Raw genomic sequence first — 13,909 nt, forward strand, 5'->3', positions numbered from 1 at the left:
TATCTCTATCGCTGATAGAGAACGGGGGAAGTGATGCTTTGGACACCGAAGATCCGCCTGGTCACGGTGCTCTGCTCGATCGTCTTCGTGCTCGGGACGACGCTGCAGAACTATGTGATCATCGACCTGGATCTGATCGAGGCGAGTATGCGGCTCAAGGGGGCCGACACCGCCGACGCGCCCACATACCTGAGCGCGTTGCGGCTGGTGGGGAACGTCTTCATCGTCGGCAACGCCTTGGGACTGCTGGTGTGGTTCGGGTGGCGTTGGTTGTTCTGGCCGGTGCTCGCGTTCAACGTCGCCCAAGCCTTCGGCGTGTTCGTCGTGCCGTTCGAAGTGCACCGGGCGGCGATCGCCGAACACGGCTGGCCGGGCGTGCTGCCTTCGCTGGTCACCGACGGTGGCGCGGTGATCCTGTCGATCGTGCTGATCACCGCTTACGTGCGGTCGTTCAGGCGGAAAGGCGACCCAGTTCGGCTTTGACGGCCTCGACGGCGGCCTTCGTCTCGGTGGCCGGGTCGGCGCCGTCGCGGGCGATCCGGCCCAGCGCGTCGACGAGCGCGGTGTTCGCCGCCGGTGTCCACAGTGGACCGGCGGTGCGCCCGTTCTCCTTGACCAGCTTCGCGGCGTCGCCCGCCGAGGTGACCTTGTCGAGCACGCTCAGCCGCGCGGGCAGATGGAAACCGAACTTGGTGGCGAACTCCTGCTGGAAGTCGACGCGCTCAAGCCACAGCCATTTGACGAAATCCTTGGCGGCGTTGGGGTTCAGGCTCTTGGTGTGCACCATCGCGCTCAGTCCGCCGACCGGCACGGACGGCGCGCCCGCCGCGTCGAGCCGTGGGAAGGCCAGGACACCGAAGTCGTCTTTCAAGGTGTCCTGGATCTTCGGCAGGTTCCACAGCCAGGTCCACTGCATCGCGGTGATCCCGTCGATGAACGGGAGCGGATCCGGCCAGTCCGTCGCGGCGCCCAGCAGCAGCGAACCGTTGAGCTCGTGGAGTTTCGCGAACGCCGTGGCGGTACGCGGATCATCGAAGCCGACGGATTTCCCGTCCTTGACGTAGTCGAGCCCCGCCGACCACAGCAGCGGCCCGGCGAGCGCCGCCGCGCCCGCGTCGTTGCCGGCGAAGAGGCCTTTGACGCCGTCCTTGGACAGTTTCTTCGCGGCGTCGACGAGTTCGTCCAGCGTCTGAGGCGGCTGAACCCCGGCCTCCTGCAGGAAACTCTTGCGGTAGAAGAGGACTTGCGTGTCCAGCGCTTGAGGAATGCCGTAAGTCTTGCCGTCGACGGTCTGTGCCGCGAGCACCGAGGGGTTGAAGTCCCCGCGCACTGGCCCGATGACGTCGTCGAGCGGGACGAGGAGGTTCTGCCGGACCCGCTCGACGGTGACCTGGCCTTCGAAGACGTCCGGGACCGGGCCCGCCTGCAGCGCGGCGTTGAGTTTCGTTTCGTAGTCGTCGGGATTCCATTGCACCGCGACCTTGGACTTCTGGTACGCCGCCGCGTAGCGCGTGACGGCTTCCTGGACGCCCGCCTCGGGATACGGGTGATACCACTGCGTGAGATCCACCGGTTTCGGTTTCGGCCTGGTCACTCCGGCGGAGTAGGCCGTCGAGGGTGGCGCGTTTCCTGTTTGGACGGTATTGGACCCGCAGGCGGAGAGCACCGTCGTCCCCGCCAGCGCCAGGAACGTCCGCCTGCTTGTCTTACGCACCAACAAAACCCTTCGCCGAACGCCGTGAAGGCCATCTCCAGGGACCAGAGTCCCTCAAGATGGCCTTCACTGAAGCGCAGGCGCGCGGGAGATTAACCCGTTAGAGCTGACTGACGTCGAGTTTGCCTTCGGAGTGGAACGCCCGCAGCCGCTTCTTGTCGAACTTGCCGACACTGGTCTTCGGGACTTCGTCCACAAAGGTCCAATTCTCCGGAAGCTGCCACTTCGCGACCTTGTCGGACAGGAACTCGCGCAGCTCTTCGGCAGTGACGCTCTGGCCCTCCTTGAGCACGACGGCGACCAGCGGGCGCTCGTCCCACTTCTCGTCGGGGATGCCGACCACGGCCGCCTCGGCCACCGCGGGATGCGCCATCACCTGGTTCTCCAGGTCGACCGACGAGATCCATTCGCCGCCGGACTTGATGACGTCCTTCGCGCGGTCGGTCAGCGTCAGGTAGCCGTCGGGGCTGATCTTGCCGACGTCGCCGGTGCGCAGCCAGCCGTCGTGGAACTTCTCAGGGTCGGGCTCGTCACCGGCCTTGCCGCCGTAGTACGACGCCGCGATCCATGGGCCCTGAACTTCGAGCTCGCCGACGCTTTCGTTGTCCCACGGCAGTTCCTCGCCGTTGTCGCCGATCAGCCTGGCGCTGACGGACGCCGGGAAGCGGCCTTGGGTGTAGCGGTAGTCCCACGCCTTCTCGCCGGTCGCGGAGACGGGCGGACGCGCGACGCTGCCCAGCGGCGACGTCTCGGTCATGCCCCAGGCGTGCAGGATCGGCACGTTGTAGCGGTCTTCGAAAGCGTGCATCAGCGACGGGGGCGCCGCCGATCCGCCGACGACGACCTCGCGCAGATGCGAGATGTCCTGCGGGTTCGCGTCGAGGTGGGAGAGCAGGCCCTGCCAGATGGTCGGGACGGCCCCGGCGAAGGTCGGCTTCTCCGCGTCGAGCATCTGGGCGATCGGCGCCGGCTGGAGGAAGCGGTCCGGCATCAGCAGCGAGGCGCCGACCATCAAGGCCGCGTACGGCATGCCCCACGCCATCGCGTGGAACATCGGGACGATCGCGAGCGCCTTGTCGTGCTGGGCCAGCCGCATGCTGTCGGTCATCGTGACCTGCATCGAGTGCAGCCAGATCGACCGGTGGGAGTACGCGACGCCCTTCGGGTCACCCGTGGTGCCCGACGTGTAACACATCGCGGCGGCCGACCGCTCGTCCACCTCGGGCCAGTCGAAGGTGTCCGGCTGGCCGGCCAGCAGTTCGTCGTAGGAGTGCACCTGGACGCCGTCGGGCGCCGGGAGGGTGGAGGCGTCGCCGTTGGCCACGATGACGTGACGCACGGTCTTCAGCTCGGGCAACTGCTTGGCCAGCAGCGGGACGAGCGTGCCGTCGACGATGACGACCTGGTCTTCGGCGTGGTTGGCGACGAAGACGAGCTGCTCGGGGAACAGCCGGATGTTCAGCGTGTGCAGCACCGCGCCCATCGCCGGGATGGCCAGGTACGCGGCCATGTGCTCGGCGTTGTTCCACATGAAGGTGCCGACGCGCTGGTCGCCGGTGATGCCGAGGCTCCGGAGCGCGTTCGCGAGCTTCGCGGCGTGCTTGCCGAGTTCGCCGTAGGTCTCGCGGCGGGCTTCTGAACCGGTCCAGGTGATGACTTCGCTCTCGGAGTGCACCGTGGTGCCGTGGCGGAGCAGCCTGCCCAGTGACAGCTGCCCGTCCTGCATCGTGCTCAACATCGCGTACTCCCGTGGTGCTCGTTCTCCGGTGAACTGGGGTTGCGCCGACTCTAATCCGGGAGGGGTGAACCGGTCAGTAACATCGCAGGCAACCGTTCGGTCACAGTGTCGCGCTAACGGGTGTTCGCCGGTTCGGACCAAGATCATCAATAATTCGTATTTTTCTTACCATGAAACGAAAAATGGCTGACTGTGCGAAGTGGCGACATCGCTCATAAGGGTGATGAACGACGGTGAATCGCCGCTCGAACGGCGTGTTTCCGCAGGCTGGGGCGGGTTGCCCGTGGCGTGGTCGAGGGGTAATAAGTGCGTGTCGGTTTCACGGCCGAGGAACGGGTGGCGTTTACTGGAGCCGTGGTACAGAGACGGCTGGCCAGCGCTTGCTCTCGCAAGCATGGTTAAAGGCCGTCGGCCGCGAAAGCGGAGACCTGAGATGAAAGGACTACTACGTTGGCTCTGCCCACGTTGACTCCGGAGCAGCGCGCCGATGCCCTCGCCAAGGCGGCTGAGGCTCGCAAAGCGCGCTCCGAGCTGCTTGCGTCGATCAAGTCCGGCAAGGAGAGCATCGACAAGGTGCTCAAGCAGGCCAAGGAGAACAAGACCATCGGCAAGACGAAGGTCACGCAGCTGCTGAAGGCCGTGCCCGGCCTGGGCGCGGTCAAGGTCGCCGCCCTGCTGGAGCAGGCCGGCATCGACCCCGACCGGCGTGCCGCCGGCCTGGGCGAGCGGCAGCGCGAGGCTCTTCTCGAGGCGCTGAAGTAACGCTTCCGCCAGGTCACGGGGAAGGTGTTGCCTGAGAGGCTGTTGCCCGGGCAACACTTTCCCCTGGTCTCAGCCGGAGCCTGGGACGCTGGTGGGGTGACGACCAGTACCGCACCGGCGACCCCGGCAGACCTGGCCGCCCGCTACGAGCGGGGCGACTTCCTCCTGGCCACGGCACGGCACGCGCTCCTCGCGAGCGGGGCCGTGGCCACCGCGACCGACACCGAGCCGTCGCGGCTGTCCGGGGCGCTCCCCGGCCTGTTCACCGACTCGGGTGCTTCGGTCGCGGTCGGTGTGCTGCCCTTCGACACCAGTGACACCACGTCGACACCGGGGCATCTGGTGCTCCCGCGCGCGGTCCACCGCGCGTCGTCCGACCATGCGGCCGTCCCGCCGCGCACCTCGCTTCCGCGGCCGGTCAAGGTCACTTCCGTGCCCGAGCCGGAGGCTCATCTGGCCGCCGTCCGCGCGGCCGTCGCGGCGCTGAGCGACCGTGACCTGCGCAAAGTCGTCCTGGCCCGCGCTCTCGATCTCGACTTCGACGAGGCCGTCCCGGTCGCCGAAGTCGTCCGGAACCTGGCGAACGGGAACCCCCGGCACACCACGTACGCCGTGCAGCTGCCCGACGGGCGCACGCTGGTCGGCGCGACCCCCGAACTCCTGCTCTCCCGCACCGGCGGTGCCGTCGTGTCCCGGCCGCATGCCGGGTCGATGCCCCGGTCGGCGGACCCGGCGATCGACAAGGCGAACGGTGAGGCGTTGCTGGCGTCCGAAAAGGACCACGTCGAGCACGCCGTCGTGGTGGAGTCCGTCGTCGAGATCCTGCGGCCGTTCTGCCGCACGCTCGACGTTCGCGGCCCCGAGCTGGTCTCGACGCCGGCGATCTGGCATCTGTCGACGACGGTCACCGGCGAGCTGATCGACCAGGACGTCACCGCGCTGGACCTCGCCGCCGCGTTGCATCCGACGCCCGCGATCTGCGGCACGCCGACCGATGCCGCCCGCTCGCTGGTCCAGGAGCTGGAGCCGTTCGACCGCGCGTACTACGCGGGCGCCGTCGGCTGGGTCGACGCGGCGGGGGACGGCGAGTGGGCCGTCGGGATCCGGTGCGCCGAGATCGCCGACACCTCGATGCGGCTGTACGCCGGTGGCGGCATCGTGCCCGCCTCCGACCCGAGGACCGAACTCGACGAGACCTCGGCGAAGTTCCGCACCCTGCTGGCCGCGATGGGCCTGGAGATCTGACGCGTTTCGTCCTCTGGATGCGGTCCTTGCGCGCGCAACCACCGCATTCAGAGGACGAAACGCGAGAGGTCAGAGGGGCGCGAAGTCTTCGGTGACCGAGATGTCGTCCGACGTGATCAGCGCGACCGCGGCCCGGTAGCCCTCGGTCGCCTTCAGGTCCGCGAGCCGGGTCCGGTCCGGGTCGAGGGCCTCGTGGGTCGAGCGGACCAGCCGCGCCTGCTCGTCGTAGCCGGAGAACGTGATGCTCTGCAGCGGGATCTTGAGGCCCTTCCCGGTGGCCTTCATGACCGCTTCCTTGCGCGTCCAGTAGGTGAAGAACGCCGTCGCGCGCTGCTCGTCGGAGAGCCCGGAGATCGCGGCCAGCTCGGCCGGGGTCAGCGCGTACTCCATGAGCGAGTCCTCGGCCCGCCTGGTGGCCGTCTCGACGTCGAGGCCGACCGGGGTGCCCGCGGTGGCCGCGACGCCGATGAGGTCGCCGGAATGCGAGATCGACAGCATCAGCGGCGCGCCGGGGACCTTGGGCCGTCCGTGCGGTTTGCCGCAGTCTTCGCAGGTCGCGTCGAAGCTCACGGCCTCGACGGCCAGGCCGAGCCGCTCGGCGGCGACGGTCTTCGCCAGCACCCGGCCGGTCAGGAACCGGCGTTTGTCGATGTCCTGGCGGTAGTTCGCGTACCGGCCCTGTTCCGGCTCGTCGAGCAGGGCCAGGAACCGGGGTTCAGCGGGCAGGGGCTCCGACCAGCGGACCGCGCATTCGATCACGTCTCATTCTTACCCGATTCCACGGTCGCCTCACTGGCGTTTTCGTCGAGCAAGGTCGCTTCGTCGAACGGTGACTCGCCGTTCAGCGTACGGTCCAGCTGCTCCCGGTCGATCTCGTTGGTCCAGGTGCCGATCAGCACGGTCGCGACGGCGTTGCCCGCGAAGTTCGTCAGCGCGCGGGCCTCGGACATGAACCGGTCGATGCCGACGATGAACCCGACGCCGTCGACCAGCTCCGGCCGATGCGACGACAGCCCGCCCGCCAGCGTCGCGAGCCCCGCGCCGGTGACCCCGGCCGCACCCTTCGACGCGATGATCATGAACACCAGCAACGAGATCTGCTCGCCGATGGTCAGCGGTTTGTCGAGCGCGTCCGCGATGAAGATGGACGCCATCGTCAGGTAGATCGCGGTGCCGTCGAGGTTGAACGAGTACCCGGTCGGCACGGTGATGCCGACGACCGGTTTGGAGACGCCGGCGTGCTCCATCTTCGCGATCAGCCGCGGCAGCGCCGACTCCGACGACGACGTCGACAGGATCAGCAGGAACTCGCGGCCGAGGTATTTCAGCAGCTTGAAGATGTTGACCCTGGCGAACACGCCGATGATCAGCCCGAGCACCACGAACACGAACAACCCGCAGGTGATGTAGAAGCCGAGCATGATCACTGCGAGGCTCTGCAGTGCCTTCCAGCCGGTCTCGCCGACGACGGCGGCGATCGCGCCGAACGCGCCGACCGGGGCCGCCCACATGATCATCGCCAGGATCCGGAACACGAGCCGCTGGATGTGCTCGATGCCGCGGCGGATCGGCTCGCCCTTGGTACCCAGTTTCTGCAGCGCGAACCCGGCGAGCAGCGCGACCAGCAGCGTCTGCAGCACCTCGCCCTCGGTGAACGCCGAGACCAGCGTCTTCGGGATGATCCCGAGCAGGAACTCGACGGTGCCCTCGCTCTTGGCGATCTGGTCCTGTCCCTTTTCGGCGATCTCGGGGGTCAGGTGCAGGCCGGTGCCGGGCTGCAGGATGTTGCCGACGACCAGGCCGATGACCAGCGCGACCGTCGACATGATCAGGAAGTAGCCGATCGCGAGCCCGCCGACGCGGCCGACCTTCGCGGCCTTCGCCACCGAGCCGACGCCGAGCGCGATCGTGCAGAAGATGATCGGCGAGATCATCATCTTGATCAGGTTCACGAACCCGGTCCCGAGCGGCTTCAGTTCCTTGCCGAGGGCGGGGAACAGGATGCCGACCGCGATGCCGAGCCCCACCGCCACGATGACGGCGATGTAGAGGTAGTGGGTGCGATCCCGCTTCGTCGCGGGTGCTGCCGTGCTCATGGGTGCCCTTCGACGAGACGGGAACAGGTTGCGAAAACTTATGACAACTCCTCGGCTAACGACAACCGAAGCGGTACGCTGAACTAAGCGAGCGCTTAGTCACTGTCGAACAGGAGCGGGCTGACCATGGATTTCTCTCTGAGCGTCGAGGAACGCGAGGTGCGCGACTGGGTCCGCACGTTCGTCCAGCGCGACCTCATGCCGCGTGAGCAGGAGGTGCTGCGCCGCGAACGCGCCGGTCAGCCCGGCCTGACCGCCGACGAGCTGCGCGAACTGCAGCTGAAGGCCAAGGAGTCCGGGTTCTGGGGTGTGCAGACGCCGGAGGAGTACGGCGGCATGGGCCTGTCCGCGGTGATGACCGCGCTGCTGGAGGCCGAACTCGGCCGCACGTTCGTGCCGTTCCGCTTCGGCGGCGCGGCGGACAACATCCTGTACTACGCCAACGACGAGCAGAAGGAGCGCTACCTGCTCCCGACGATCTCGGGCGAGCGCAAGTCGTGCTTCGCGATCACCGAACCCGGTGCGGGTTCGGACGCCAAGGCCATCCGGACCTCCGCCCGCAAGGACGGCACCGACTGGGTCATCAACGGCGAGAAGACCTTCATCACCGGCGGTAACGAGGCCGACTTCGTGATGGTCTTCGCGATCACCGATCCGGAGAAGGGCGCGAACGGCGGCGTCACCTGCTTCCTCGTCGACCGTGACGCGGGCTGGAAGTCCGAATACATCGACACCATGGGCGAATGGGGCCCGGCGGCGCTGGTCTTCGAGGACGTCCGCGTGCCGGAGACGCAGATCCTCGGCGAGCTCGGCCACGGGTTCGACCTGGCCATGCAGTGGATCGGGGCGGGCCGCTACCTGCTGCCCGCCCGCGCCATCGGCTCCTGCGAGCGGCTGATCTCGATGGCCATCGAGCACGCCAACACGCGGGAGACGTTCGGGCAGAAGATCGCCGAGCGCCAGGCCATCCAGTGGATGATCGCGGATTCCGGCACCGAACTGGAGGCGCTGCGCTGGCTGGTGCTGCACGCCGCCTGGCAGGTCGACCAGAAGCTGGACTCGCGGCACGCGCAGTCGATGGCGAAGCTGTACGGCGGGGTGAAGGCGAACGAGATCGTCGACCGCGTCCTGCAGATCCACGGCGGAATGGGCTACACGCGGGAACTGCCGGTCGAGCGGTGGTACCGCGAGCTGCGGCTGCTGCGGATCTACGAGGGCACCGACGAGATCCAGCGCCGGACCATCGCGCGCAACCTGCTCAAGGGGCACGTCAAGGTCGGCGGCACGCTGGGCTGACGCTCGCCCGTGCAATGAAAGGTCCTTTCCTGGCGAAATTCGCCAGGAAAGGACCTTTCATTGCGTCGGCCTCTAGTCGTCCTTCTGGTTCCGCATCGCGATCGGGACCCCGGCCAGGTCCTCCTCGTTGCAGAGAAGTTTCACGTCGTAGTAGGGCGAACCCTTGCGGTCGTCATAGTCGAGATGGACGGCCAGCACATCGACCGGTTCCCCGAGCCACTCCTGAGCCTGGCGTAGCCATGTCGCGCACCGTTCGAGCGCCGTGGGCAGGTCGTCGTCGCGGAAGCCCACCGGGCGGTAGGGGACGTCCTGCACCTGATCACGGGGGTTCGAAGGCACCGGCAACGCCGGCGAGAGACCCGAGTCGTCCAGTTCGAGTTGGATCGTTTGCTCAGTCACCCTTCGAGCGTCCCCCAGAGAAGCCGTCTGAGCAAGGCGTACAAGCCTAAAGTCGCCGCTAAACGGGCACTCGCCACACTCCCGAGACCACTTCACGGCAGTTTTGCAACGCCGTGACGTCCAGCTGCCGTTCGCAGGCGAGCGCCCGCAGTGCCAATCCGGCGTAATGGGCGGCCAGCTGATCCAGGGTGAGCGGCCCCGCCGGCGAATACCAGCGCGCGACCCCGCTGCACATCTCCACCAGCGCGAGCCGGGTGACCGACGGCTGGTCGGTGTGGAAGACGCCGGCCGCGACACCGTCTTCGATGGCGTCCGCCCACAGCTTTTCGTAGGCGTCGCGCAGCCCCACCACTTCGGCCCTGGCGCCCGCGGTGAGCGCGTGGACCTCGTTGTCGACCACGCGCGTGTCGTCCGGCTGGATGGCGTGCGCGAGCACGTGCAGTGCCACCAGGGATCCGAGCCGTGACACGGGATCGGTGAGCCCGGCGGTCGCCTGCTCGGCCGCGTCGGACAGGCGCCGCAGCGACTCGTTCATGATGGCGACCAGCAGGTCCTCTTTGGTGCCCATGTAGTGGTACAGGCTGGCGGAGGACAGCTCCGCCTCCTGGGCCAGATCCCGGATGCCGGTGCCGTGGAACCCCTTGGTGGCGAACAGTTTCACCGCCGCCTGGCGGACCCGCTCGCGAGTGTTCACGACCCGAGGTTCTTTTTGCCGCCGAGGGTCCATGTTCACAGCCATGTTCCGGTGGCCCTGTCCCAAGAACCGGCGCGGAGGTCTTCCGCCTTCTTGAGCTCGCCCTTCGCGACCCGTTCCGACGGTGTCATCGGCAGTTCCGTGACGATGGTCCAGAACCGGGGGACCTTGAAGTAGGCCAGCTTCGCCGAACAGAACTCCGCCAGCTCGGCCGGTTCGCACCGGTGACCCTCGTTCTCGTCGAGGACGAGGTACGCCTTGACCTCTTCGCCGCGGATGTCGTCCGGCACCGCGATGACGGCGGCGAGCTTGACCGCGGGATGCAGCTGCAGCGCCCGCTCGACCTCGTCGGCGGAGATGTTCTCCCCGCTGCGGCGGATCATGTCCTTGGTGCGGCCCACGTAGTACACGCGGCCTTCGCCGTCCATTGTGGCCAGATCACCGGTGTGGAACCAGCCGCCGTCGAAGGCGCGCCTGGTCGCTTCGGGATCGTCGTGGTAGCCGTGCATCAGGCCGACGCCGCGGATCAGCAGTTCGCCGGTTTCCCCGCGCGGCAGCGGTTTCCCGTCCGCGTCCGCGATCATCACCTCACGGGTGGGCGCCGGCCTGCCGAGGCAGCCGGTGCCGACGGTCTCCTCGTGATCCGCCGGGTACATCCGGATGTCGCCGCCGGTCTCGGTCATGCCGAAGGCTTCGAACCACGGCGCGCCCCAGCGTGCTTCGAGCGCGGCGTGCAGGTCACGCGGGATGGCCGAAGCGCAGATCGCGCGCACCTGGTGCGCCTTGTCGAGCTCGCTTTCCGGCTGGCGCAGCAGAAGGGTGGGCATCAGGCCGAGGCAATAGAACCAGGTGACCCCGTGTTCGCGGATCTTCTCCCAGAACGTCGACGGGTGGAAGCGGTCGAGCACCACCAAGGTCGCGCCGCCCGCGAGCCCCAGCGCCACGTTCCACTGTGGATCGATGTAGTGGAACGGTTGCGCGGTCAGGATGACGTCGTCCGCGCCGACCGACGGATGGTCCGTGGCCAGGCTGATCGCCAGCGTCGTCCAATACCTGTTCGGCAGCACGCAGCCCTTGGGCGCGCCTGTGGTGCCCGAGGTGTACTGGATGTTGACCGGACGTTCGCCTTCCGACCAGAAGGTCATCCAGGCACCGTCCCGGGGCGCCGCGAGTTCGCCGGGCGTGAGCACGCGTTCCAGCGAGGTCTCCGGCGCGATCTTGCCCAGCAGCTCCAGGAATTCCTCGGCGACGACGGCGAACCTGGCGCCGGAATGCCGCAGCACGTGGGCGCCGTCGAACTCGCGGTATCCGGTGTTGACCGGGACGAGCACCCCGCCGATCTTGGCCAAGGCCAGCCACAGCAACGGGAATTCGGGCTGGTTGCGCAGCATCACCGCGACCCGGTCGCCCGGGGTCACGCCGAGGTCGAGCAGCGCGCGGGCGTACTCCGTGCTGCGCGCGTCGACGTCGGCGAAGGTGAAGCTTTCCCCGGTGGCGTCGAAGATCCACGCCGTCTTGTCCGGCCAGAGCGCGGCGGCCCTCGTGGTCAGGCCGGAGAGGGTGTCGATCCCGGCGAGCGAGGTCATGCCCGGCTCCGGAAGGCCTCGGACGAAGCGGCGACCTCGGCGGAGTGTTCGGTGATCAGCGCGTGGCTGACTTCGAGTTCGAGCGCGGCTTCGAGCGAGCTGTCGATGCCGGAATCGAGGGCGCGTTTGGCCATCGTGGCCGCGGCGGCCGGGTGGGAGGCGATCTTGACCGCCCACGCGAGTGCGGTGTCCATCAGGTCGTCGGCGGGTACGGCGGCGTTGACCAGGCCGAGTTCGTACGCCTCGGTGCCGCTCACGCGTTCGCCCAGCAGGAGGAGTTCCTTGGCCTTCAGCGGGCCGACCAGCAGCGGCAGCAACCGCGACGCCGCACCCGTGACGCTCAGGCCCAGGGAGACCTCGGGGAAGGCGAACACCGCGTCTTCGGCGGCGAGGATCAGGTCGCAGCCCATCGCGAACTCCGCGCCCGCGCCGATCGCGTAGCCGTGGACGGCGGCGATGACCGGCTGGCGGAGGCCGCGAAGGCGGCGCGTCACGTCCTGTAGCCGGTCGAGCCGCGGGCGTGAATCACCCTCGGGGGTGGGCTCTTTGAGGTCATGGCCGGCGCAGAAGGCGCGTCCGCGACCGGCGAGCACGACGGCGCGCGCGTCCGACTTGGCGGCCGCGTCGAGCGCCTCCAACAGGTCGTCGACCAGTTCGGCGACCACCGCGTTCAACCGTTCGGGGCGGTCCAGCCAGATCACAGCGATTCCGTCGTCGAGTGCGTAGTCCACGGTGCTCATGACGCCGAGCCTAGACGACCGATCGATCGATCGATAGAGTCGAAATCATGCGGGTCGACACGGTCTACGAGAACGCCCGGTTCCTCACCGGAACGGGGGAATCCGTAGCGCTTGCTGCGCTGAACGGACGAATTGTGGCGTTAGGTCATGATGCCGCCGCGCTTTCCGCAAAGCGCCGCGTGGACCTCGGCGGCTCGGTGGTGGTGCCCGGATTCCACGACGCGCACAACCACATGGCCTGGTTCGGCATGGCGCTCGACGACGTCGCCCTTTCGGATTGCCGCAGCGTCGACGAGGTGTACGACGCAGTCGCGCGGCGCGCGGCCGAAACCCCGCCGGGCGGCTGGATCATCGGCAGTGGCTACGACCAGAACAAGCTCGTGGGCGGTCATCCGACGAGGCAGGGCCTCGACCGGGCCGCCCCCGGGCACCTCGTGCGGCTCAAGCACACGTCCGGGCACATGACCGTGGTCAATTCGGCGGTGCTGGAGCAACTCGATCTGGGCAACGTGCCCGTCGGCGGTGACGTCGTCCGCGACGAGGACGGTTCGCCGACCGGGCTCTTACGGGAACAGGCCCAGCTCATGCTGCGGCCGCTGACCTATCCGACGCCGGTCGAGCGGGTCGTCCGCGGGCTGGACCGGGCGAGTGAGCGCTACCTGGCCGAGGGCATCACGAGCGTCCAGGAGGCCGGGATCGGCGGGGGTCTCGTGGGGGAGACCCCCGCCGAACTGGCCGCGTACCAGCTGGCGCGCGAACGCGGGGTGCTGCGGGTGCGGAGCACGGTGATGGTCGCCGCGAGCGTGCTCCACGACCTTGATGCGGGTGCGGGCTTCGGACTCGACCTGGGGATGCGCACCGGCTTCGGCGACGAATGGCTGCGGATCGGCGCGATGAAGCTGTTCGCCGACGGCTCGCTGATCGGCCGCACCTGCGCGATGCACGAGCCGTTCGCCGGCGAAACGGACAACGTCGGCTACTTCCAGGTGCCCGAGGACGAGATCGCGCGGACGATCGCCGCCGCGCACAAGGCGGGCTGGCAGATCGCGACGCACGCCATCGGCGACCGCGCGATCACCGTCGTCCTCGACGCCTACGAAGCCGCGCTGAAGGCCGATCCGCGTCCCGGCCACCGGCACCGCATCGAGCACTGCGCGGTGCTGCGGCCCGAGGAGCTGAAGCGGCTGGCGTCGCTGGGGCTGATCGCCTCGCCGCAGGGCCGGTTCGTCAACGAGATCGGCGACGGGATGCGGGCCGCCCTCGGCCCCGAACGCGAGCCGTGGTGCTACCGGCTCAAGACCCTGCTCGACGCGGGATGCGTGCTGCCCGCCAGCTCGGACCGCCCGGTCGTCGAGGGCGCGCCGCTGCTCGCGCTGGCCGACATGGTGCGGCGGAAGACCGCGTCCGGGGTGGTGCTGGGTCCCGATGAGCGGCTCACCCCCGCCGAAGCCCTGCGCGCGTACACCTACGGATCCGCGTACGCCGCTTTCGCCGAGAAGGACCTGGGCACACTGGAGGTCGGCAAGCTCGCGGACTTCGCCGTCCTCTCGGCCGACCCGACCGACGAGTCCACTTTGGATTCGATCCACGTCGCCGCCACCGCCGTCGGCGGCGACATCGTCTACGAACGGAGCTGAGA

General features: G+C 68.2%; 13 protein-coding genes. 5 read left to right on the forward strand and 8 right to left on the reverse strand.

Annotation, left to right across the window (positions count from 1 at the left end):
- Positions 1 to 33 precede the first annotated feature (33 nt).
- Positions 34 to 483 (forward strand): hypothetical protein, encoded by a 450-nt coding sequence (locus tag AJAP_RS03050; RefSeq protein WP_038508003.1) that lies wholly within the window; start codon positions 34 to 36, stop codon positions 481 to 483.
- Here AJAP_RS03050 and AJAP_RS03055 read toward each other — a convergent pair.
- Together AJAP_RS03055 and AJAP_RS03060 are read right to left on the reverse strand one after the other, a co-directional pair.
- Complete coding sequence (locus AJAP_RS03055; RefSeq protein WP_038508006.1) at positions 452 to 1,714, reverse strand: ABC transporter substrate-binding protein; 1,263 nt, start codon at positions 1,712 to 1,714, stop codon at positions 452 to 454. The genes AJAP_RS03050 and AJAP_RS03055 overlap by 32 nt on opposite strands.
- 100 nt (positions 1,715 to 1,814) lie before the next feature.
- A complete protein-coding gene (locus AJAP_RS03060) occupies positions 1,815 to 3,452 on the reverse strand; it encodes a long-chain fatty acid--CoA ligase (RefSeq protein WP_038508008.1) in 1,638 nt (545 codons plus the stop codon).
- 450 nt (positions 3,453 to 3,902) lie between these two features.
- Here AJAP_RS03060 and mihF point away from each other — a divergent pair, with 450 nt between their 5' ends.
- Positions 3,903 to 4,214, forward strand: a complete 312-nt coding sequence (gene mihF / locus AJAP_RS03065) for an integration host factor, actinobacterial type (protein ID WP_005155963.1) — start codon at positions 3,903 to 3,905, stop codon at positions 4,212 to 4,214.
- Between the two features lie 96 nt (positions 4,215 to 4,310).
- Complete coding sequence (locus AJAP_RS03070) at positions 4,311 to 5,459, forward strand: isochorismate synthase (protein WP_038508009.1); 1,149 nt, start codon at positions 4,311 to 4,313, stop codon at positions 5,457 to 5,459.
- A 69-nt stretch (positions 5,460 to 5,528) separates the two neighbouring features.
- On the opposite strand, the gene AJAP_RS03075 is transcribed toward AJAP_RS03070, so the two are convergent.
- On the reverse strand, positions 5,529 to 6,218 hold the full coding sequence (locus AJAP_RS03075; protein WP_038508010.1) for a 4'-phosphopantetheinyl transferase family protein: 690 nt from the start codon (positions 6,216 to 6,218) through the stop codon (positions 5,529 to 5,531).
- The gene (locus tag AJAP_RS03080; RefSeq protein ID WP_038508011.1) at positions 6,215 to 7,555 is read right to left on the reverse strand and encodes a cation:dicarboxylate symporter family transporter; all 1,341 of its coding nucleotides are present in this window, start codon (positions 7,553 to 7,555) and stop codon (positions 6,215 to 6,217) included. Before AJAP_RS03080 ends, AJAP_RS03075 begins: the two co-directional genes overlap by 4 nt.
- A 126-nt stretch (positions 7,556 to 7,681) precedes the next feature.
- Here AJAP_RS03080 and AJAP_RS03085 point away from each other — a divergent pair, with 126 nt between their 5' ends.
- Entirely contained in the window at positions 7,682 to 8,851 is a 1,170-nt protein-coding gene (locus AJAP_RS03085) for an acyl-CoA dehydrogenase family protein (protein WP_037347957.1), read from the forward strand.
- A gap of 72 nt (positions 8,852 to 8,923) precedes the next feature.
- Here the strand turns inward: AJAP_RS03085 and AJAP_RS03090 are convergent, their stop codons facing one another.
- From AJAP_RS03090 to AJAP_RS03105, 4 genes are read right to left on the reverse strand one after another with little or no spacing between them, the layout of a single operon-like run.
- A complete protein-coding gene (locus AJAP_RS03090; RefSeq protein WP_038508013.1) occupies positions 8,924 to 9,250 on the reverse strand; it encodes a hypothetical protein in 327 nt (108 codons plus the stop codon).
- Between the two features lie 58 nt (positions 9,251 to 9,308).
- Positions 9,309 to 9,944, reverse strand: a complete 636-nt coding sequence (locus AJAP_RS03095; protein ID WP_038522285.1) for a TetR/AcrR family transcriptional regulator — start codon at positions 9,942 to 9,944, stop codon at positions 9,309 to 9,311.
- A 35-nt stretch (positions 9,945 to 9,979) separates the two neighbouring features.
- Positions 9,980 to 11,530, reverse strand: a complete 1,551-nt coding sequence (locus tag AJAP_RS03100; protein WP_038508014.1) for an ATP-dependent acyl-CoA ligase — start codon at positions 11,528 to 11,530, stop codon at positions 9,980 to 9,982.
- Positions 11,527 to 12,270, reverse strand: coding sequence for an enoyl-CoA hydratase/isomerase family protein (locus tag AJAP_RS03105; protein WP_038508017.1), 744 nt, complete (start codon positions 12,268 to 12,270; stop codon positions 11,527 to 11,529). Before AJAP_RS03105 ends, AJAP_RS03100 begins: the two co-directional genes overlap by 4 nt.
- Before the next feature lie 47 nt (positions 12,271 to 12,317).
- Between AJAP_RS03105 and AJAP_RS03110 the strand changes: the two genes are divergently transcribed.
- A complete protein-coding gene (locus tag AJAP_RS03110) occupies positions 12,318 to 13,907 on the forward strand; it encodes an amidohydrolase (RefSeq protein ID WP_038508019.1) in 1,590 nt (529 codons plus the stop codon).
- The last annotated feature ends 2 nt before the right edge of the window (positions 13,908 to 13,909 follow it).

This window comes from Amycolatopsis japonica (genome assembly GCF_000732925.1).
Lineage (GTDB): Bacteria > Actinomycetota > Actinomycetes > Mycobacteriales > Pseudonocardiaceae > Amycolatopsis > Amycolatopsis japonica.